Source organism: Micromonospora sp. ATA51, from assembly GCF_016802855.1.
GTDB lineage: Bacteria > Actinomycetota > Actinomycetes > Mycobacteriales > Micromonosporaceae > Micromonospora > Micromonospora sicca.
Genome location: NZ_JAEVHJ010000010.1, coordinates 14,091 through 34,417, shown reverse-complemented (window position 1 = coordinate 34,417; position 20,327 = coordinate 14,091). Strand labels below are relative to the sequence as shown.

Sequence of the window (20,327 nt, the reverse complement as noted above, 5' to 3'; positions counted from 1 at the left end):
ACATGACGCGGGCGTTGGTGCTGGGCGGTGGCGGGGTGACCGGGGTGGCCTGGGAGTTGGGGCTGCTGGCCGGGTTGGCGCAGCGTGGGCTGGAGTTGGCCGGGGCGGACCTGGTGGTGGGCACGTCGGCGGGGTCGGTGGTGGGGGCACAGGTGTGTTCCGGGGTGCCGCTGGAGGAGTTGTACGCGGCGCAGTTGCCGTCGGGATCCGGCCTTGCCGCGGGTCGTGCATCGCACCGCCCGGGTTGCTGTGCGGGTGACGCCGGGGCAGCGGCGGCGGTGTTTCGGGTTGCTGCGGTCGGCCGGTGATGTGTGGGCGTGTGTGTTGGAGGTCAACGCGTGGCGGCGCCGCCGCGGCGGCGCGCCGCTGGTGGGCTATCAGCGGTTGTGTCGGGAGCTGTCCGGGTCGGGGCCGGGCACCTTCGGAGACCTGGACACCACGGGTGCCCGGTCGGTGTTGCGCCGGTTCTCGGATGCGTGGTTCGCGGCGGCGAAGCGCCGCCAGGCCGGTGACGTGTCGGCGCGGTTCCCGCGTCGCCGGCGGGGGTTGGTGCCGGTGCGCTGGTATCACGGCACGTTCACCCTCGACGGCCGGCGGGTGCGAGTCCCGACCGCCAGAGGCACGTCGCCGTTGTGGGTGCGTCTGGCGCGGGAGGTGCCGTATCCGGTCGAGCAGGTCCGGTCGGTCACGCTGCTGTGTGAGGGTGGCCGGCTGTTCCTCGACGTGACCGCCGAGGTGCCGGTGGCGGTCTACCCGCCCGGTGAACAACCGGACCCCGGCCGGGTGGCCGGGGTGGACCTCGGGATCATCCACCCGTACGCGGTGGCCGGCCCCCGCGGGGAGGGGTTGCTGGTGTCAGGGCGGGCGATCCGCGCCGAACACCGCATGCACCTCGCCGACACGAAAGCCCGCCGCCGCGCCGTGGCCCGGCGGACGCCGAAACCGGGTCAGAAGGGATCCCGGCGGTGGCGCAAGTACCGGCGCCGGGCCCGCCTGGTGGAGGGCCGGCACCGGCGCCGGGTCCGTCAGGCCCAGCACGAGGCCGCCCGCACCGTCGTCTCGTGGGCGGTGGAACAGCGGGTCGGTGTGCTGCACGTCGGCGACCCCCGCGGGGTGCTCGACCTTGCTGCGGGGCGGCGGCACAACCTGCGGCTGCGGCAGTGGCAGATCGGCCGGCTCCTCCAAGTCCTCACCGACAAAGCCACCCTCGCCGGCATCACCGTCCACCTGGTCGACGAACGCGGCACCTCGTCGACCTGCCCCGCCTGCCGACGGCGGATACCGAAACCCCGCGGACGGACCCTGTCCTGCCCGCACTGCGCATTCTCCGGCCACCGCGACCTCGTCGCGGCCGCCAGCATCGCCACCCGTGTTCCGGGCGGCGGACCCACCACCCCGGCAGCGGTTGTGCTGCCGGAGGTGGTCACGCACCGTCGAGCCGGCCGACACCTCCCGGGTGCCGGCCGGTCCCGACGTGACCCCCGCCGCCCACCCCGGGCGGCGCGAGGATCAGTTGGCCCGCGGAGGCCCGCCCCACCCACAGGTGGTGGGGAGTCGCTCGCCCCCAAGGCGAGGATCCACAACACCCACCGCAAACCCGGTGAACGTCAGTGGACACCGCACTAGGGTGGGAACGGCGGACGGCCGGCGCGAAGCGGGCACCGCCGGACGGCGACGCCCCGGGCCGGTGGTCCCGGCGTGGACGGAGGTGACCGGTGGACACCAGCGACGTGGAGCTGGGGACCGACCCGCAGCTGGACGATCCACGGTGGCGGGTCGCCGAGCGGGTGAGCGCCGCGGCGCTGCGCCGGTTCCCGGCGGACATCCTCGCCGTCGCGGTGCACGGCCCGCTGGCCCACGGCGACGACGACGGCGGCGGGGACGGCGAGGTCGGGCTGCTGCTGGCCACGTACCGGCCGGGCAACGGTCCGGCCCCGGCCACCCGCCGGGTGGACGGGGTGCTGGTCGACCTGACCGTCGCCGGGGCCGACGACTACCTGCGGCAGGCCCGCACGATCTCCGCGCTCTGGCCGCTGACCGCCGACCGGTACGTCACCACCCGGGCGCTGCACGACCCGACCGGGTGGCTGCGCGCCCTGCGCGACGAGCACCTGGCCCGGCTGGCCCGGGCCCGGCCGGCCGAGTTCAGCACCGCCGCCCGGCAGGCGTGGTACCGGGGCAGCGCCGCGCACGCCCGCGCCGCCCGGCTCGCCGAGTGGTACGAGACGGACCAGGCGCTGCTGATGCTCGGCGAGGCGCGGCTGGCGGCGGCCACGGTGAACGGGCTGCTCAGCCGCACCTACTTCCGTGACCCGGGGGACGCGGTCCGGCGTACCGGGCTGGCCGGGGCGGACATGACCGAGATCGGCGCGGTGCTGGCCCGCCAGGCCGAGGAGTTGGCGGCCCGTGGCCGCCCCGTCGACGGCACGGTCGACGACCTCCTCGACGCCTGACCACGCCACCCGGGTCGGGTCAGCCGATGCCGCCCTGGACGCCGATGAAGGCGCCGACCAGGTACGTCGCGCCGGCGGCGGCGGCGCCGAGCAGGAGCTGACGCAGGCCGCTGGTCCACCAGGGGCGGTTGGTGAACCGGGCGACGACCGCCCCGGCCACGAAGAGCCCCACCCCGCCGACGCCGAGCGCCAGCCAGAGACTGGTGAAGCCGAGCAGGTAGGTCAGCAGCGGGACCAGGGCGCCGACGGAGAAGCACAGGAACGACGAGATCGCCGCGGCCCACGGGCTCGGCTGCTCGTCGGGGTCGACGCCCAGCTCCTCCCGGACGTGCATCCGCAGCGCCTCCTCCGGGTTGCGCCGGACCGCCTCGGCGACCTGCACCGCGAGGTCCCGCGGCAGCCCGCGGGCCACCCACGCCTCGGCCAGCTCGCGGGCCTCCGCCTCGGGGTGCCGCTCCAGCTCGCGCCGCTCCTTGGCCACCTCGGCGGCGACCTGCTCGTTGGCCGACCGGACGCTGGTGTACTCCCCCAGGCCCATCGAGATGGCGCCGGCGACCAGCCCGGCGGCGCCGGTGAGCACGACGCTGCGCGGGGAGACGCCACCGCCGCCGACGCCGGCGATCAGGGCGATGTTGGTGACCAGTCCGTCCATCGCGCCGAACACGGCGGGCCGCAGCCAGCCGCCGGACACGTCCGCGTGGTGCGCCTCGCGCAGCGCGGCCGGGGTCTCGGTCACGGGAGGGTCAGGATCTCGTAGCCGTCGTCGGTCACGACGATGGTGTGCTCGAACTGGGCGGTCCACTTCCGGTCCTTGGTGACCACCGTCCAGCCGTCGTCCCACATGTCGTACTGGTGGGTGCCGAGGGTGATCATCGGCTCGATGGTGAACGTCATCCCCGGTTCCATGATGTCGGTGGGCCGGGGGCTGTCGTAGTGCGGCACGTAGAGGCCGCTGTGGAACGTCTCGCCGATGCCGTGGCCGGTGAAGTCGCGGACCACGCCGTAGCCGAACCGCTTGGCGTACGACTCGATGACCCGGCCGATCACGTTGATCTGCCGACCCGGGGCGACGGCCTTGATGCCCCGCATCATCGCCGTGTGGGTCCGCTCGATCAGCAGCCCCGCCTCCTCACTGACCTCGCCCACGCAGAACGTGGCGTCGGTGTCCCCGTGCACCCCGTCGAGGTAGGCGGTGACGTCGACGTTGATGATGTCGCCGTCGGTGAGCACCGTCGAGTCGGGGATCCCGTGGCAGATCACCTCGTTCAGGCTGGTGCAGCAGGACTTCGGGAAGCCCTTGTAGCCCAGCGTCGACGGGTAGGCGCCGTGGTCGACCAGGAACTCGTGCACCACCCGGTCGATCTCGTCGGTGGTCACGCCCGGCTTGCAGTGCTCCCCGGCGAGCTGGGTGGCCTGGGCGGCGAGCCGGCCCGCGATCCGCATCTTCTCGATGGTCTCCGGCGTCTGCACGTGCGAGCCGCGCCACTCCTGGGGGCGCTTCTTGCCCACGTACTCCGGGCGGGCGATGTGGGCAGGCACCGGTCGCCACGGGGAGAGTGTGCCTGGGGTCAGCGGCGCACGGACGGTCATGCCGACAGCCTATCGCCGCGCGTCGGCGTGACCCCCGCCACGGCCTGCTCGCGCGGGTTGTTGCCGCGCCCGGCCGGCTGTGCCATTGTGGCTCCGTGGATCTAGGGGGCGCACCTCCCGTCTTCTCCGCGACGGCGGAGGTCGACGGTGATCAGCTCCGTGTGCTGGTGACCGGCGAGGTCGACATGGCCACCGCGGACACCATGCTGCAGACCGCCCTGCGGGAGCCGGCCGGGCACGTGACGCTCGACCTCCGCGCGGTCACCTTCTTCGACTCGGCGGCCATCCACGCCCTGGTCCGGCTCGCCCAGCGGTTCCCCGGCGCGTTGACCGTGCTGCCGTCCCGGCAGGTCCGCCGGGTGCTGGAGATCTCCGGCCTGGGCGAGCAGGAGTGGCTCCAGCCGGCCTGAGCCCCGGCAGCCCGCGCGCCCGGCCAGCCCGGCAGCCCCCCGTCGCCGGCTGGTCGGCTCAGTCGCGCAACTGCCGGCGCAGCGTCAGCTCGGTGCCCTCGGCGGTACGTCGCACCGTCAGGTCGCCGAGCGCCCGGATCAGCGCTAGTCCCCGGCCCCGGAAGCCCGCCCCGGCGGACTCCCGCCACCGCCCGCTGTCCCGGACCGTGGCGACCACCGTCCGGCCCTCGATCGTCACCTTCACGCCGATCACCGGCTCGGTCGGCGACAGCGGATGCTCGATGGCGTTCGCGGCGGCCTCGGAGATCGCCACGGTGAGGTCGAACAGGTCGTCCTCGCCCACCCGGTGGGCGACGAGGAAGTCCTCCAACCGCTTGCGCAGCACGCTGAGCCGGGTCGGGTCGGCCGGCAGCCGCAGCGCGAACCGGTTCAGCGCGACCGCCTCGAGGGCCAGCACCGCCACGTCGTCGTGCCGGGGCCGTTCGGCCACCCGCTCGACCACCGCGTCGACCAGGTCGGCCACGTGCGCCCCGGGGCTGGCGGCGTCCAGGCGAAGCTGGTCCAGCGCGGCGTCGAGGCCGAGCTCCCGGTCCTCGATCAGGCCGTCGGTGTAGAGCAGCAGACGATCGCCGGGGGCCAGCTCACCCTCGACGGTCCGGTACGCCGCCTCCGGGACCGCCCCGATCGGCGGTCCGAGGGCCCGGTCGTGCAGGAGCGCCGCGTCGTCTCCGCGGATCAGCAGCGGAGCCGGGTGACCGGCGCTGGCGTACCGCAGCCGGCCGGTGCGGGGAGAGAACCGGAGACAGACGACGGTGGCGAAGGAGCCGTGCTCGGTGGAGCCGACCAGCCGGTTCAGCCGGGTCAGCGCCTGGCCCGGGTCGAAGCCCTCCAGGACGTACGCCCGCAGCGCGTTGCGCAGCTGGCCCATCGCGGCGGCGGCCCGGACGCCCTTGCCCACCACGTCGCCGATCACCAGCACCAGCTCGTCGTCGGCGGCGCCGATGACGTCGTACCAGTCGCCGCCGACCTCGACGTCGGCGCTGCCCGGCAGGTACCGGCTGGCCACCATGGCGCCGGGCAGCTGCGGCAGCGTACGCGGCAGCAGGCTGTGCTGGAGGGTGGTGGCGATCCGGTGCTCGGCCTCGTAGAGCTGGGCGTTCTCCAGCCGTACGCCGACCAGCCGGGCCAGCTGGGTCAGCGCGGCCTGCTCGGTGCCGTCCCCGTCGCGGCGCCAGACCCGCAGCTCGCCGAGTTGCTCGCCGGTGGTGCCGGTGAGCGGCAGCACCACCGTCGGCTCGGTGCCCGCCTCGCCGCCGCCGTCCGCCTCGTAGCGGGCCCCGGTGGTGGTGACCACGACCCGGGCCGCCTCGGCCAGGCTGAGCGCGTGCTGGGCGGCGACCTGCACCACGTCGGCCGTGGAGCGGGCCGTGTTGATCGCCACGGCCGCGTCGGCCAGCGCGTGCAGCCGCCGGATGATCTGGCCGCGCAGCTGGCCGAGTTCGACGTTGGCCCGGACCCGGGCGATCAGCTCCTCGCTGGAGAAGGGCTTGGTCAGGTAGTCGTCGGCGCCGACCGAGAGCCCGGCGACCGCCTCGGCCGAGCCGGCCCGGGCGGACAGCAGCACGATCGGCACGTGCCGGGTGACCGGGTTCGCGCGCAGCGCGGTGACCAGCCCGAAGCCGTCCAGCCGCGGCATCATCACGTCGGTCAGCACCAGGTCGAACGGGGCGTCGACGGCCAGCCGGAGCGCCTCCACGCCGTCCGGCACGGCCACCACCTCGTAGGCCTGGGCGAGCAGCCGGGTGACGTGTTCGCGCAGGTCCGCGTTGTCGTCGGCGACCAGGATCCGCCCGCCGCCGGCGGGCGCGTCGACCCGTTGCGGCAGCTCGGCGGGCGGCCCGACCGGGTCGGTCCAGAGCACGGTCTCGGCGACGTAGAGCCGGGCCTGCTCCGGCTCGGTCAGCGGCACCGGGGCGAGGGTGACCACCCGGTCGGCGGGCAGGTGCCCGTGCCCGAACGGGACGGTCACGGCGAAGGTGGTCCCCTCGTCGACCCGGCTGCGCACCTCGACCGTGCCGCCGTGCATCTCGACCAGTTCGCGGACCAGCGCCAGCCCGATCCCGGTGCCCTCGTGGGTGCGCGACCGGACGCCCGGCACCCGGTGGAACCGCTCGAAGACGTGCGGCAGCTCCTCCGGCGCGATGCCGACGCCGGTGTCGACGACCTCCACCCGGGCGGCTCCGTCGACCGCGCGTACCCGGACCTGGATCTCACCGTCGAAGGTGAACTTGACGGCGTTCGAGACCAGGTTGAGGACGATCTTCTCCCACATGTCCCGGTCGACGTGGACCGGCGCGGGCAGGGGCGGGCAGTCCACCACCGGGCGCAGCCCGGTCCGCTCGATCGCCGAGCGGAAGGTGCTGGCCAGCCGGGAGGTGTAGTCGGCGAGGTCGGTGGGCTGGTACCGGGCGGCCAGCCGCCGGACTCCAGCCGGGAGAAGTCCAGCACGGTGTTGACCAGCTTGAGCAGCCGCAGCGCGTTGCGGTGCATCATGGTCAGCCGCTCGGTGTACTCGGCGGGCAGGCCGGGCTCGGCGAGCAGGTCCTCCAGCGGCCCCAGGACCAGCGTCAGCGGGGTGCGGAACTCGTGGCTGACGTTGGTGAAGAAGTTGGTCTTGGCGCGGTCCAGCGCGGCCAGCTCCGCGGCCCGCGCGCGTTCCTGCTCGTACGCCCGCTGCTTGCCGACTGCGCGGGAGATCTGCGCCCCCACCAGGTCGGTGAAGTCGAGGTAGTCGTCGGTGAGCGGAAGCCGGCGGGCGAGCCCGAGCACCAGCACGCCGGCCGGCTCGTTGGTCGCGGTGATCGGCAACACCAGGGCGTGCTCGGCGGCGTCCGGCGGCAGCCCGTCGAGCAGGTCGCCCACCGGCACCGGTCGGGCCTTCCCCGAGGCGTCCGCGGCGGCCGCCGGCGGCTCCGGCGGCCCCCCGAGACCCGGCCGGGGTCGACGCCGGCGCAGCCGGTCAGCACCGGGCTGCCCGCGGCGTCGTACAGCCAGAGCAGGCTGAACGGCAGGTCCGTCCGGTATCCGTCGAGGACCCGGGCCGCGACCCGGCCGAGTTCCCGCATGCTCTGCACGTCGGCGAGTCGGGAGCCCAGCTCGGCCAGGGCCCGCAGCCGGCGCTCGCCGACCACCCGGCCGGTGGTCTCGTTGACGAAGCAGAACACGCCCTTGACCGTGCCGTCGGCGTCCCGGATCGGATCGTAGGAGACGTCGAGGTAGACGTCCTCGAGGAAGCCGTGCCGGTCGATGACGAAGGGGTGGTTCTCGCCCCGGTACGGCTCGCCGGTGCGCCGTACCCCCTCCAGCAGCGGCCCGAGCACCTCCCAGGTCTCCACCCAGTGGACCCGGGCCGGCTGCCCGATCACCGCCGGATGCTTCGCCCCGATGGTCGGCCGGTAGGCGTCGTTGTAGAAGGCGCGGTGGTCCTCGCCCCAGAACATCACGATCTGGGCCCGGGAGGAGAGCATCATGCTGACGGCGTGGCAGAGGGCCGGGGGCCAGGCCTCCGGCGCGCCCAGCGGAGTGGTGGACCAGTCGAAGGCGTGCAGCCGCTGACCCATCTCGCCGCCGGCGGCGAAGGCCGCGGTCAACAGTGGTGGCAACTCCGCCTCGCCGGTCCCCGAGAACGAGCCTCGCCCGCCCTCGCCCCCCTGGGCCGAGCTCATGCAGCCTCCCGCTCAGGCCAACGTCCGCGACGGTCGGCGAGATCTCGCCGACCGTCCCCGCCTATTACCCCGGTGGAGGAGCAACGTAACGCATTGCGGCCGACGGTCGCTGGTTACCCGAGCCTCATCCTGACGCGACCACCGACGGTGTGATCCGGGCAACACGTTCGGCTGCTCAGTGGTGGGCGGCCCGGACCAGGGCGGCCACCGGGCGCGGGTCCGGATCGTTCTCCGGATGCCACTGCACGCCCAGCAGGAAACGCCGCCGCGGATCCTCCAGCGCCTCCACCACCCCGTCGTCGGCCCACCCGGTGACCACCAGGTCACCCGGGTCGGCACCCCCTGGTGGTGGTAGGAGTTGACCCGGTCCACCCCGGCCAGCACCGACCCGGTCAGGCTGCCGGGGGCGAACCGCACCGGATGCGCGCCGTAGACCCCGGGCGCCGGCCGGTGCCGGTCGTGACCGACCACGTCCGGCAGGTGCTGGTGCAGCGCCCCGCCGTGGGCGACCGCGAGGAGCTGCATCCCCCGGCACACGCCGAGCACCGGCAGGTCCGCGGCGAGCGCCGCGGTGAGCAGGGCCAGCTCGCCCGCGTCCCGGTCGGGGCGGCTCTCGGTACGCGTATCGGGCGGCCGGCCGTACCGCTCCGCGCCGACGTCGGCGCCACCGGCGAGGAGCAGCCCGTCGAGCACCCCCACCACGTCCGCGTCGAGGTCGTCCGGGGGCAGCAGCACGGCCCGGCCGCCGGAGGCGGTGACCGCCCGGACGTACGCCTGCGGCACCAGCGCCGCGGGCACGTCCCGCCACACCGCCCAGCCGGCCGGCTCGACGTACGCGGTGATCCCGATGAGCGGACGGCTCACAGCGGGGTCACGTACGCGCCGGTGATCCCGCCGTCCACCACGAACTGCGCGGCGGTCATGAACGACGAGTCGTCGCTGGCCAGGAAGGCCACCGCGGCGGCGATCTCCTCCGGCTGACCGAACCGGCCCATCGGCACGTGCACCAGCCGGCGGGCGGCCCGCTCCGGGTCGGCGGCGAACAGCTCCAGCAGCAGCGGGGTGGCGACCGGGCCGGGGCAGAGCGCGTTGACCCGGATGCCCTCCCGGGCGAACTGCACGCCCAGCTCCCGGGTCATCGCCAGCACCCCGCCCTTGCTCGCCGTGTACGCGATCTGCGAGGTGGCCGCCCCCATCAGCGCGACGAACGAGGCGGTGTTGACGATCGAGCCCTTGCCCTGCCGGCGCATGTGCGGGATGACGTGCTTGCAGCAGAGGTAGACGCTGGTCGTGTTGACCCGCAGCACCCGCTCCCAGGCGTCCAGCCCGGTCTCCAGGATGGAGTCGTCGTCGGGCGGGGAGATGCCGGCGTTGTTGAACGCGACGTCGACCCGGCCGTGTCGCGCCACCACCCCGTCGAAGAGGTCCCGCACCGCCGCCTCGTCGGCCACGTCGCAGGCCACGAACTCCCCACCCACCTCGTCGGCGGCCCGCTTTCCCGCCTCCGGGTCGATGTCGACGCAGACCACCCGGGCCCCCTCGGCGGCGAACCGCCGCACCGTGGCCAACCCGATCCCGCTGCCCGCCCCGGTCACCACGGCGACCCGGTCCTGTAGCCGTCCCTGCACTGCGATCACTCCTCTGTCGAGATGAACACGTTCTTGACGTCGGTGAAGGCGTGCAGCGCGTCCGGACCCAGTTCCCGGCCGAGGCCGGAGCGCTTCATCCCGCCGAACGGGGTCCAGTAGCGCACCGATGAGTGCGAGTTGACGCTGAGGTTGCCGGCCTCCACCGCCCGCGCCACCCGGACGGCGCGGCCCACGTCCCGCGTCCAGATCGAGCCGGAGAGCCCGTACTCGGTGTCGTTGGCCAGCCGGATCGCGTCGGCCTCGTCGTCGAACGGGAGCACCGACACCACCGGGCCGAAGACCTCCTCCCGCCAGTGGCGGTCGGCCGGCGAGTCGGCGAGCAGCACGGTCGGGGCGTACCAGAAGCCGGGGCCGTCGGGACACGAGCCGGTGAAGGCCACCTTCGCGCCGTCGACGTACCCGCCGACCCGGTCGCGGTGGGCGGCGGAGATCAGCGGACCCATCTCGGCGGTCTCGGCGGAGGGGTCCTCGACCCGGAAGGCGCGCACGGCCGGTTCAAGCAGTTCCAGGAACCGGTCGTACACCGTTCGCTGGACCAGGATCCGCGACCGGGCGCAGCAGTCCTGGCCGGCGTTGTCGAAGACCGCGTACGGCGCGGCGGCGGCCGCCCTGGCCAGGTCGGCGTCGGCGAAGACCAGGTTCGCGGACTTGCCGCCCAGCTCCAGGGTGACCCGTTTGACCTGCTCGGCGCAGCCGGCCATGATCCGCGTCCCGACCTCCGTGGAGCCGGTGAAGCAGACCTTGCGCACGGCGGGGTGGGTGACGAATCGTTCCCCCACCACGCTTCCCGCGCCGGGCAGCACGGTGAACACGCCCTCCGGCAGGCCGGCCTCGAGGGCCAGTTCGGCCAGGCGCAGCGCGGTCAACGGGGTCAGCTCGGCGGGCTTGAGCACGACGGTGTTGCCGGCGGCGAGCGCCGGGGCGAAGCCCCAGCCGGCGATCGGCATCGGGAAGTTCCACGGCACGATCACCCCGACCACGCCGAGCGGCTCGTGGAAGGTGACGTCGAGCCCGCCGGGCACCGGGATCTGCCGCCCGGTCAGCCGCTCCGGCGCCCCCGCGTAGTAGTCCAGCACGTCCCGGACGTTCCCCGCCTCCCACCGCGCGTTGCCGATGGTGTGCCCGGCGTTGCGCACCTCCAGCAGCGCCAACTCCTCCAGGTGCGCGTCCACCACCGCGGCGAACCGCCGCAACACCCGCGCCCGGTCCCCCGGACCGACGTGCCGCCACCCCTCATACGCGGCGGCAGCCCGCGAGATCGCCGCATCGGTCTCGGCAAGCGACGTCCCCGCCACGCTCGCCAAGACCTCCCCCGTCGCCGGGTTCCTGACCTCACTCACGCCCCCACCATCCCCTCTCCCCCGCGATCTTGCAGTTGCCGCCCCGACAAATGCCGCTCACCACCACAAACCAAGGACCCCAAGTGCAAGATCGCGGGGAAGTCGGGGGCGGCGTCAGAGGCGTTCGAAGCCACGGGTCAGTTCCCAGTCGGTGACGGCGGCGTCGAAGGCGGCGAGCTCGACCTTCGCGTGGTTGGCGTAGTGGGCGACCACCTCGGCGCCGAAGGCGTCCTTCGCAATGGTGGAGGACTGCCAGAGGGTGAGGGCGTCGCGGAGGGAGGCGGGGACGCGGTCGGCGGCCGGGTCGTCGTAGGCGTTGCCGGTGCACTCCTCGCCCAACTCCAGCTCCCGCTCGATGCCGTGCACCGCGCCGGCGACCAGGGCGGCGATCGCCAGGTACGGGTTGACGTCCGCGCCGGGCGCCCGGTTCTCCACCCGCATGCCCTGCCCGTGCCCGACCAGCCGCAGCGCGCAGGTGCGGTTGTCGGTGCCCCAGCGCAGCGCGGTCGGGGCGAACGAGCCGGGCTGGTAGCGCTTGTACGAGTTGACGTTCGGGGCGAAGAAGAGGCTCAGCTCCCGCATGCTGTCGAGCAGCCCGGCGAGCACCCGCTGCCCGGTCACGCTCAGGTGCGCCGGCCCGTCGCCCAGCATCGCCGAGCGGCCGTCCCGGTCCCGTAACGAGAAGTGGATGTGGCAGGAGTTGCCCTCGCGGGCGTTCGGCTTGGCCATGAACGTGATCGACATGCCCTCCTGGGCGGCGATCTCCTTCGCCCCGTTCTTGTAGATGACGTGGTGGTCGGCGCAGGCCACCGCCTCGTCGTACCGGAAGGCGATCTCGTGCTGGCCGAGGTTGCACTCGCCCTTGGCGCTCTCCGGGGTCAGCCCGGCGCCGGCCATCTCGGTGCGGATGCGCCGCAGCAGCGGCTCCACCCGGGCGGTGCCGAGCAGCGAGTAGTCCACGTTGTACTGGTTGGCCGGGGTGAGGTCGCGGTAGCCGCGCCGCCACGCCTCCTCGTACGAGTCGCGGAAGAGCACGAACTCCAGCTCGGTGCCGGCGTACGCGGTCAGCCCGTGGGCGGCCAGCCGGTCCAGCTGCCGGCGCAGGATCTGCCGGGGCGAGGCGACCACCGGGCCGGAGCGGTCCAGCCACTCGAGGTCGGCCAGGAGCATGGCGGTGCCCGGCTGCCAGGGCACCCGGCGCAGGGTGGTGAGGTCCGGCTTCATCGCCAAGTCACCGTAGCCACGCTCCCAGGACGACATCGCGTACCCGTCGACGGTGTTCATGTCGACGTCCACCGCGAGCAGGTAGTTGCAGCCCTCGCTGCCGTGGGAGACCACCTCGTCGAGGAAGTACGGGGCGTGGAACCGCTTGCCCTGCAACCGGCCCTGCATGTCGGTCAGGGCCAGCACCACCGTGTCGATTTCGCCGCCCCGGATGGCGACCCGCAGTTCTTCCAGCGAGAGCGGTGCTTTCCTCATGGGCGAGCCTCCATCACCAAGGTCTACTGACAAACCGGATCACCGTCAATGCCCCCGACCCGGTCCACCGCAAACGGGGAACCGCGACGGTCGCGGCACGCCGGCGGCGGACGACGACCACGTCCTCCGCTTCACCACCGGCGTACCGCAACCGTGCCGGGCGCATAACGCCCCCACGCAACCGCGCGTCCGGCGTCCGTCAGGCCGGCTCGTCGGCCCGGGCGCGTCGGGGGCCGGGCGCGGTGCCGGGAGGTCGACGGTACGGCGGGGGCCGGTGAACCACTTCCGGGCCGAGGCGTACCACCAGACGGCGACCAGCAGCAGCAACCCGCCCACCGCGATGGGCGCGTAGTTCACCGCCGACCAGCTGAAGTCCGCGTTGCCCGGCACCCCGGCGGGGACGATCGGCAGCACGAAGTAGATCGAGATGACCGCGATCTCGATCACCGCGATCCAGCCGAGCAGCTTGTACTTCGGGCCGAGCGTCCACGGGCCGGGGACGAACCGGTCCCCCATCCGCAGCCGCAGAAAGATCGGGATCAGGAACGACAGGTACAGCCCGATCACCGCGACCGAGACCACCGCGTAGAAGGCCACCGGGATGCCGGCCGAGTTCTTGTACAGGGCGGGCAGGGTGAGCAGCAGGCCGGCCACGGTCGCCGCGATGATCGCGTTGACCGGGGTGCCGTTGCGATCCACTCGGGACCAGAGCCGCCAACCCGGCACCGCGCGGTCCCGGCTGAACGCGTACGCCATCCGGGACATCGAGGTCACGCAGCTCATCCCGCAGAAGAACTGCCCGATGGTGGAGATGATGATGACCGCCTTGAAGAAGAACGGGGTCAGCGCGGTCTCGAAGATGGCCCCGGAGAATCCGCCGGCGGAGTTGATCGCGTCCACGTCGGTGGCGGCGAAGAGGAAGGCCAGCAGCAGGATCCACCCGCCGACCGCCGAGTAGAAGATCGACCGCCAGAGCCCCTTGGCGGCAGCCTGCGAGGCGTCGCGGGTCTCCTCGGAGACGTGCGCGCAGGCGTCGAAGCCGGTGATCGTGTACTGGGTGAGCAGGAAGCCCAGCGGCAGCACGTAGAACCAGAAGGTCAGCCCACCGGTGTCGCCGTCGCCGAAGCCGGAGTTGTTGAACCGCTCGGTGAAGACGAACCGGAAGCTCTGGTGGTCGTCGGGGACGAGGAGCAGGATGGCCACCACCGCGGCCGCGCCGGCCACGTGCCACCAGACCGAGACGTTCTGCAGTACGTCGATGATGCGGTGGCCGAAGATGTTGATCAGCCCGTGCAGGGCCAGGATCACCACGAACAGCCCGAACGTCTGATGCAGCGTCCCCGCCCACCCGTCGAAGAGCGCGGAGAGGGTGAGGTTGAGGAACGTGGCGCAGCCGTAGTCCACCGACGCGGTGACCGCGACCAGCCCGATCAGGTTGAGCCAGCCGGTGAACCAGCCGTGCACCGGGCGGCCCATCGTCGCCGCCCACCAGTAGATCCCGCCCGCGGTCGGATACGCGGACACCAACTCGGCCATGCAGAAGCCGATGATCAGGATGAACAGCGAGATCAGCGGCCAGCCCCAGGAGATGGCGACCGGCCCGCCGTTGTTCCACGCCTGCCCGAACGTGGTGAAGCAGCCGGCCAGGATCGAGATGATGGAGAACGAGATGGCGAAGTTGGAGAAGCCGCTCCACTTGCGGTGCAGCTCCTGTTTGTAGCCGAGTTCGGCGAGCCGTCGGGCGTCGTCGTCCATCGGTTGCTCGGCGGTCGGCACGGGCGTCGTGGCCACTGCACACCTCCTCGAGGTGGATCCCCGGTACGAGTGGGCAAAGTGTGGTCCCGTCGATCAAGGGGGTCAATACGACGGCCGTGGGAATCTCACCGCCGCGGCGGCTAATTCCGTTGCCGGGCCGGCCCTCCCGGCCGCATCCTTGACCCCGTGACCAGGCCCGATCGCGACGGGCCTACCGCCGGGCGCTCGGCAACGCCCGGTCCGCGACGGCGCGGGGTGCCGACCTCTCTCTCACTCGTACGGCGATCCGTCGTACCTTCCGGGCACCCCGCGCCGCCGCACCATCACGTCCAGGTGCGGGCAGGCCAGGCCCACGCCAGGCCCTCCATCCACTCGATCACTCGGACGAGCGCCGCCTCGCACTCCAGGTAGTCGAGCTCCGACTCGTCGATCTCCTTCCATATCGCTCGGTACAGCCGATCCAGTGGACCGTGCCGGGCCAGCTGGTAGCCCACCGACTCGGCGCCGAACTGGAGACCGAGATCGAGCGCGGCTCCCAGGCAGTCCGCCGCCATCCCGGAGTGTGGCGCGTAGAGAACGTCGCGGTCGCGGAGCGCCTCCAGAGTTCCGGAGAAGTCGTAGCGCCCGCTCTCGTCGCCATCCGCCGCCCCGGGCGAGTAGCGCTGGTCACCTCCTGCCGGAATCTGCCGTAGCGGGCGTCGCCCGAGAACGAGTGACGGCCGGACCTGGGGAGGTGTGAGATCAGCGCTTCCACGTCTGGAGCCAGGACCAGCCGATCCTCCACCGTCAGGAATCGATCTGGGTCATCGCCACCCCAGAGGGTGTAGCCCGACAGGACGTCCAGATTCACGGCGACGATCCAGAGCGTCGTCTCGCCGCTGAGCTCCTGGAGGCGGCTGCCCATCCGGAACCTCGAAGCCATCGACCCGCTACCTCCCGAGGTCAGGTGAGCAGCAGCCCGGCCACCCAGAGGGCGGCGATCACCACGCCGGCGAGGAACTCCACCAGCATGGACAGACCGGCCGCCTTGAGCGCCTGCACGGTGGCCGGCCAGGCGAGCTGGTTGCTGCCCAGCCGCAGCCGTTCCGCGCCCCACACCCCGGCCACGAAGCCGATCACCAGGCCGACCACCGGGATCACGAAGAAACCGACCAGCCCGAGCAGGCCCCCGGCCAGCAGGGACGACGTGGGCACGCCGGTCCTCTTCAGGTTCCGCCCGGGCCAGAGGTACTTCACCACCGTGCCGCCGGCGGCGACCACCGTGGCGGCGGCGAGCACCGCCCAACGGCCGGGGCCGGCACCGCCGAAGAGCGCCCAGACCAGCACCCCGCCCCAGCACAGCGGCAACGCCGGCAGCCCGGGCACCACCACCCCGGCCAGCCCGGCCAGGATGGCCAGCGCGGCCACCACCGAGACCACGGCCTGCGTGTCGGTGAGACTCAAGGCGTCTCCTCAGTTCGCGACTGCGGGGCTCGCAAAACCGGCTCACTCCTCGCGCTCACGGCCTCTCCTCTCCCGCGAGCCGGGCGCGGATCCGGTCCGCCGGGACGGGTGCGCCGAACCAGCGTCCCTGCCCGGTGTCGCAGCGCAGCGCCCGCAGCCGCTCGGCCTGCACCTCGGTCTCCACCGCCTCGGCGGTGACCCAGAGCTCCAGCGCGTGCGCCAGCCGCACCAACGCGTCGACGATCCGCTCGTCCCGGTGGTCGGCCGCGACGTCCGCCCCGTCGGCCCGGATCCCCTCGACGAAGGGTCCGGCCAGCTTCAGGCAGTGGATCGGCAACCGGCGCAGGTACGCCAGGTTCGAGTACCCGGTGCCGAAGTCGTCGATGGCCAGCCGGACGCCGAGCCCGGCCAGCTCGTGCAGCGACCGCAGCGGCTCCCCGGCGGTGCCCATCACCGCACTCTCGGTCAGCTCCAGTTGCAGCAGTTCCGCCGGGAGCCCGGTCCTGGTCAGCGCCTCGGCCACCGTGTCCACGATCGCCGGGTCGTCGGCCTGCCGGGCGGCCAGGTTGACGCTGACCACCAGCCCCGCGTCCGGGTACGCCCGCCGCCAGCCCTCGGCGTCCCGGCACGCCTGCCGGAGCACCCAGGCGCCGAGCCGGACGATCAGCCCGGTCTCCTCGGCCAGCCCGATGAACCGGTCCGGCCCGATCAACCCCAGCTCCGGGTGCTGCCAGCGGACCAGCGCCTCCACCGCGAGCATCGTGCCGTCCAGCAGCGACACGATGGGCTGGTAGTGCAGCACGAACTCGCCCCGGTCCAGCGCGGCCGGCAGGCCGGCGGCCAGCGCCGAGCGGGCGATGTCGGCGGCGCTGCGCTCCGGGTCGTAGACCGCCCACCGGCCCCGCCCCTCCGCCTTCGCCCAGTACAGGGTGGTGTCGGCGGCCTTCATCAGCTCGGAGACGCTGGTCTCCGCGGCCGGGCACTCCACGATGCCGATGCTCGCCGAGACGGCGAGCTGCTGGTCGCCGACGTGCACCGGGGCGGAGACCGCGGCCAGCGCCAACTCGGCCACCTCCACCGCGTCGTCGAGGCCGCCGCCGGAGTCGACCAGGATGACGAACTCGTCGCCGCCCATCCGGGCGACCAGGTGGCCGCGGCCGGCGACGCAGTCGGCGAGCCGCCGGCTGATCACGATCAGCAGCAGGTCGCCGAGGTCGTGGCCGAGGCTGTCGTTGATCGCCTTGAAGCCGTCCAGGTCGAGGAAGCAGATGCCGACCCGCTGCTCCTCGGCTGCGCTCTCGAAGACCCGGCCCAGCGTCTCGAAGAACAGCGTCCGGTTGGGCAGACCGGTGAGTGGGTCGTGCAGCGCCTGGAAGCGCAGCCGCTGTTGGAGCTCGTACCGCTCGGTGATGTCCTCGATCATCGCGACGGTGAACCGGGGCCGGCCGTCGTCGTACCGGATCAGCGAGACGGCGAGGTCGGTCCAGACGATCGTGCCGTCCTTGCGGAGGTAGCGCTTCTCCACCCGAACGCTGTCGTGCTTACCCTCGATCAGCTCCTGGTACAGCTCCCACATGCCGGCCGCGTCGTCGGCGTAGAAGAGCGAGGCGACGTTGATCGCGCGCAGCTCGTCGACCGTGTAGCCGAGCATGTCGGCGAAGGACTGGTTGACCTCGATGACCCGGCCATCGACGCCGGCGATGCCGATCCCGATCGCCGCGCCGGTGAACACCGCCCGGAACCGGGCCTCACTGTCCCGCAGCGCCTGCTCGACCGCGTCCCGGGCCTGCCAGGCCGAGCGGGCGATCCGCTCCTGCTGGCTGAAGGTGCGGTCGCGCAGCGCGCGGGCGAAGCCGGCGGAGAGCGCGCCCTGCGACGCCGTCACCCGCTCCCGCGCCTCGGGCCACTCCGTCCGGCCGGGCAGCACCCGGGCCAGGAAGTGGTCGCCGAGCGCGCGTACCGACCAGTCGAGCACGCCGGGCTCGGTGAGATGGGCCTCCACCAGCGCCCGCCCGACGTGCTCCGCCGCCTGCGCGGAGAACGTCGGGGCGAGGAGGGCCTGGGCCAGCCGTGCGGTGTGCACGAGCAGCAGCCGCTCGGTCTCGACCGCGCTCAGCGGCACGAAACCGAGCCGGCGGACCGCCCGAGCCCACTCGGCGGCGTACGCCCGGGCGCCCGGCGGGCTGAAGTCCTCCCCGCCGGACACCGGCGCGGCCTGCATGTCGGCTCAGCCGGCGGGCTGGTCGTGCTGGGCGACGCCGCCGAAGGCCCCGAACCGCTCGGGGTGTTCGTCCACGTCAGACGGCGAGTCCGGGCGCCAGAGCGGCATGTGCACCACGCCCGGTTCGAGGATCGTCCAGTCGCCGAAGAAGGAGCTGATCTCCGCGCGCGACCGCAGCGTGATCTCGGTGTCGGTACGCGCCGACAGTCGCTGCGCGTCGAGCATCTCCTGCGGCTGGTCCTCGAAGGTGGAGTGCGAGACGACCAGGTAGCTGCCGGGCGCGGCGGCGGCCCGCAGGGTGGCCAGGAGGTCGCCGGGGCGGTCGGCGTTCGGGACGAAGTGGACCACCCCGGCGAGCAGGATGCCGACCGGCCGGTCGAAGTCGATCAGGCCCGACTCCCGGGCCTCGGCGAGGATCCGCTCCGGCTCGCGCAGGTCGGCGTGGAGGACGGCGGTGAGGTCGTTGCCGGCGAGCAGCTCCCGGCTGTGCGCCACGGCGACCGGGTCGATGTCGACGTAGACGATCCGGGCCTTCGGGTTCGCCGCCTGGGCCACCTCGTGCACGTTGCCGACGGTCGGGATGCCGGAGCCGATGTCGAGGAACTGGTCGATGCCGGCGTCGAGCAGCACGCGGACGGCCCGGCGCAGGAAGTCCCGGCCCGAGCGCATGGTCGCGGCCAGGTTCGGGGTCATGCTCGCGATCTGCTCGGCTAGCTGCCGGTCGATCTCGAAGTTGTGCGCGCCACCGAGGAAGTAGTCGTACACCCGGGCCGCGCTCGGCCGGGTCAGGTCGATCTCGGCGGGAAGTCCGTCCGGCATCTGCATCACGTCGCCCCAGTTCGTCGCCGCGGCGCGGGTGGGCAGCGGTGTCCGGGCGCGCGGGGGCACGCGGAAGCGACACCGGCCGACCCGCGGATCGTGTGGTGCTGACCACTCTAGGCGCGTCCGCCAAGCGACGGGAGATCGACTTTTCGGCACGGGCGGCCCGCCGCCGGCCGGGGCGACGGACCGGCCCGTCGTCAGGCGGCGGACTCCAGCAGCAGGGAGATGCCCTGCCCCACGCCGACGCACATGGTCGCGAGGGCCCGCCGGGCGCCCCGGCGGCGCAGCTCCAGCGCGGCGGTGAGCGCCAGCCGGGCGCCGCTGGCCCCGAGGGGGTGACCGAGGGCGATCGCACCGCCGTTCGGGTTGACGTGCTCGGCGTCCTCGGGCAGGCCCAGCTCCCGCAGCACCGCGACGGACTGGGCGGCGAACGCCTCGTTCAGCTCGATCACGTCCACGGCGTCGAGCCCCAGACCGAGGCGGTCGAGCAGCTTGCGGGTGGCCGGCACCGGACCCATCCCCATGATCCGCGGCGGTACGCCGGCCGCCGCCGCGCCGCTGACCCGGGCGAGCGGGGTGAGGCCGTACCGGGTGATGGCGGCCTCGGAGGCGACCAGCAGGGCGACCGCGCCGTCGTTGACCCCGGAGGAGTTGCCGGCGGTGACCGTGCCGCCCTCGCGGAACGGGGTGGGCAGCGCCGCGAGCTTCTCCAGCGAGGTCTCCCGCGGGTGCTCGTCGACCTCGACCAGCTTGGTCTCGCGGCGGCCGGCCGGCACGGTCACCGGCACGATCTCCTCGGCGAACCGGCCGTCGGCCTGCGCCTTGGCGGCCCGCTGCTGGGAGCGGTACGCGAACTCGTCCTGGGCGGTCCGGTCGACGCCGTGCTCGGCGGCGACGTTCTCCGCGGTCTCCGGCATCGAGTCGATCCCCCACCGCTGCTTCATCAGCGGGTTGACCAGCCGCCAGCCGATGGTGGTGTCGTACACCTCGGCGGCGCGGGAGAACGGCGTGGTCGCCTTCGGCATGACGAAGGGGGCCCGGCTCATGCTCTCCACCCCGCCGGCGATCACCAGGTCGGCCTCGCCGGCCACGATGGAGCGGGCGGCGGTGGCCAGGGCGTCCAGGCCGGAGCCGCAGAGCCGGTTGACCGTGCTGCCGGGAACCTCCTCGGGCAGCCCGCCGAGCAGCGCCGCCATCCGGGCCACGTTGCGGTTGTCCTCGCCGGCCTGGTTGGCGCAGCCGAGGAGCACGTCGTCGGTGCGGGCCCAGTCCACCGACGGGTGCCGGGCGACCAGCTCGCGGATCACGTGCGCGGCGAGGTCGTCGGGGCGTACCCCGGCGAGGGCGCCGGCGTACCGGCCGATCGGGGTGCGGACTCCGGCCACGAGGTATGCCACGGTCATCGGCGCTGTCCTTCGGGGGTGGGAAGGGGCTGGAGGC

Annotated in this window: 17 protein-coding genes and 2 pseudogenes; 4 read left to right on the top strand and 15 right to left on the bottom strand. The window is 73.2% G+C overall.

Features of this window, described 5'->3' with window-relative positions:
• Window positions 1–2 precede the first annotated feature (2 nt).
• The 3 genes from JNW87_RS41300 (at window position 3) to JNW87_RS03645 (ending at window position 2,453) form a co-directional block, all read left to right on the top strand.
• A complete protein-coding gene (locus tag JNW87_RS41300; RefSeq protein WP_375373457.1) occupies window positions 3–308 on the top strand; it encodes a patatin-like phospholipase family protein in 306 nt (101 codons plus the stop codon).
• On the top strand, window positions 226–1,626 hold the full coding sequence (locus JNW87_RS03650; RefSeq protein WP_309233895.1) for a transposase: 1,401 nt from the start codon (window positions 226–228) through the stop codon (window positions 1,624–1,626). The genes JNW87_RS41300 and JNW87_RS03650 overlap by 83 nt, the downstream gene beginning before the upstream one ends.
• Window positions 1,627–1,715: 89 nt before the next feature.
• Window positions 1,716–2,453, top strand: a complete 738-nt coding sequence (locus JNW87_RS03645; protein ID WP_236648421.1) for a nucleotidyltransferase domain-containing protein — start codon at window positions 1,716–1,718, stop codon at window positions 2,451–2,453.
• Between the two features lie 19 nt (window positions 2,454–2,472).
• On the opposite strand, the gene JNW87_RS03640 is transcribed toward JNW87_RS03645, so the two are convergent.
• A complete protein-coding gene (locus JNW87_RS03640; RefSeq protein ID WP_109804644.1) occupies window positions 2,473–3,189 on the bottom strand; it encodes a VIT1/CCC1 transporter family protein in 717 nt (238 codons plus the stop codon).
• Entirely contained in the window at window positions 3,186–4,043 is an 858-nt protein-coding gene (gene map / locus JNW87_RS03635; protein ID WP_109804645.1) for a type I methionyl aminopeptidase, read from the bottom strand. Before map ends, JNW87_RS03640 begins: the two co-directional genes overlap by 4 nt.
• A 95-nt stretch (window positions 4,044–4,138) precedes the next feature.
• Between map and JNW87_RS03630 the strand changes: the two genes are divergently transcribed.
• Window positions 4,139–4,453: an STAS domain-containing protein gene (locus tag JNW87_RS03630; protein ID WP_201749915.1), complete on the top strand. Its 315-nt coding sequence runs from the start codon at window positions 4,139–4,141 to the stop codon at window positions 4,451–4,453.
• A gap of 58 nt (window positions 4,454–4,511) precedes the next feature.
• Here the strand turns inward: JNW87_RS03630 and JNW87_RS03625 are convergent, their stop codons facing one another.
• The 13 genes and pseudogenes from JNW87_RS03625 to pcaF form a co-directional block, all read right to left on the bottom strand.
• Entirely contained in the window at window positions 4,512–6,785 is a 2,274-nt protein-coding gene (locus tag JNW87_RS03625; protein WP_238453004.1) for a SpoIIE family protein phosphatase, read from the bottom strand.
• Between the two features lie 206 nt (window positions 6,786–6,991).
• Window positions 6,992–7,072, bottom strand: a pseudogene (locus tag JNW87_RS03620) (hypothetical protein); the annotation flags it as partial.
• 8 nt (window positions 7,073–7,080) lie between these two features.
• Entirely contained in the window at window positions 7,081–8,178 is a 1,098-nt protein-coding gene (locus JNW87_RS03615; RefSeq protein ID WP_238453003.1) for a PAS domain-containing protein, read from the bottom strand.
• A gap of 175 nt (window positions 8,179–8,353) precedes the next feature.
• Window positions 8,354–9,042, bottom strand: a pseudogene (locus tag JNW87_RS03610) (gamma-glutamyl-gamma-aminobutyrate hydrolase family protein).
• Entirely contained in the window at window positions 9,039–9,806 is a 768-nt protein-coding gene (locus tag JNW87_RS03605) for a 3-oxoacyl-ACP reductase (RefSeq protein ID WP_238453002.1), read from the bottom strand. Before JNW87_RS03605 ends, JNW87_RS03610 begins: the two are co-directional and overlap by 4 nt.
• A gap of 5 nt (window positions 9,807–9,811) precedes the next feature.
• A complete protein-coding gene (locus JNW87_RS03600; RefSeq protein WP_238453001.1) occupies window positions 9,812–11,167 on the bottom strand; it encodes an aldehyde dehydrogenase in 1,356 nt (451 codons plus the stop codon).
• Between the two features lie 114 nt (window positions 11,168–11,281).
• A complete protein-coding gene (locus JNW87_RS03595) occupies window positions 11,282–12,646 on the bottom strand; it encodes a glutamine synthetase family protein (protein ID WP_238453000.1) in 1,365 nt (454 codons plus the stop codon).
• A 45-nt stretch (window positions 12,647–12,691) separates the two neighbouring features.
• On the bottom strand, window positions 12,692–14,437 hold the full coding sequence (locus tag JNW87_RS03590) for an amino acid permease (protein ID WP_238452999.1): 1,746 nt from the start codon (window positions 14,435–14,437) through the stop codon (window positions 12,692–12,694).
• Window positions 14,438–14,724: 287 nt separating this feature from the next.
• Window positions 14,725–14,955 (bottom strand): hypothetical protein, encoded by a 231-nt coding sequence (locus JNW87_RS03585; protein ID WP_238452998.1) that lies wholly within the window; start codon window positions 14,953–14,955, stop codon window positions 14,725–14,727.
• 388 nt (window positions 14,956–15,343) lie between these two features.
• Entirely contained in the window at window positions 15,344–15,844 is a 501-nt protein-coding gene (locus tag JNW87_RS03580) for a DUF456 domain-containing protein (RefSeq protein ID WP_109803955.1), read from the bottom strand.
• A gap of 55 nt (window positions 15,845–15,899) precedes the next feature.
• On the bottom strand, window positions 15,900–18,065 hold the full coding sequence (locus JNW87_RS03575) for a bifunctional diguanylate cyclase/phosphodiesterase (protein ID WP_109803954.1): 2,166 nt from the start codon (window positions 18,063–18,065) through the stop codon (window positions 15,900–15,902).
• A gap of 6 nt (window positions 18,066–18,071) precedes the next feature.
• A complete protein-coding gene (locus JNW87_RS03570) occupies window positions 18,072–18,890 on the bottom strand; it encodes an SAM-dependent methyltransferase (RefSeq protein WP_238453021.1) in 819 nt (272 codons plus the stop codon).
• Between the two features lie 194 nt (window positions 18,891–19,084).
• Complete coding sequence (gene pcaF / locus JNW87_RS03565; RefSeq protein ID WP_238452997.1) at window positions 19,085–20,290, bottom strand: 3-oxoadipyl-CoA thiolase; 1,206 nt, start codon at window positions 20,288–20,290, stop codon at window positions 19,085–19,087.
• Between the last annotated feature and the right edge of the window lie 37 nt (window positions 20,291–20,327).

What these genes read in the sequence shown, in the direction of transcription:
- JNW87_RS41300 (WP_375373457.1), top strand. Translation starts at nt 3, where the DNA reads ATGACGCGGGCGTTGGTGCTGGGCGGTGGCGGGGTGACCGGGGTGGCC.
- map (WP_109804645.1), bottom strand. Translation starts at nt 4,043, where the DNA reads ATGACCGTCCGTGCGCCGCTGACCCCAGGCACACTCTCCCCGTGGCGA.
- JNW87_RS03625 (WP_238453004.1), bottom strand. Translation starts at nt 6,785, where the DNA reads ATGTGGGAGAAGATCGTCCTCAACCTGGTCTCGAACGCCGTCAAGTTC.
- JNW87_RS03615 (WP_238453003.1), bottom strand. Translation starts at nt 8,178, where the DNA reads ATGAGCTCGGCCCAGGGGGGCGAGGGCGGGCGAGGCTCGTTCTCGGGG.
- JNW87_RS03595 (WP_238453000.1), bottom strand. Translation starts at nt 12,646, where the DNA reads ATGAGGAAAGCACCGCTCTCGCTGGAAGAACTGCGGGTCGCCATCCGG.
- JNW87_RS03585 (WP_238452998.1), bottom strand. Translation starts at nt 14,955, where the DNA reads ATGGCGGCGGACTGCCTGGGAGCCGCGCTCGATCTCGGTCTCCAGTTC.
- JNW87_RS03575 (WP_109803954.1), bottom strand. Translation starts at nt 18,065, where the DNA reads ATGCAGGCCGCGCCGGTGTCCGGCGGGGAGGACTTCAGCCCGCCGGGC.
- JNW87_RS03570 (WP_238453021.1), bottom strand. Translation starts at nt 18,890, where the DNA reads ATGCAGATGCCGGACGGACTTCCCGCCGAGATCGACCTGACCCGGCCG.
- pcaF (WP_238452997.1), bottom strand. Translation starts at nt 20,290, where the DNA reads ATGACCGTGGCATACCTCGTGGCCGGAGTCCGCACCCCGATCGGCCGG.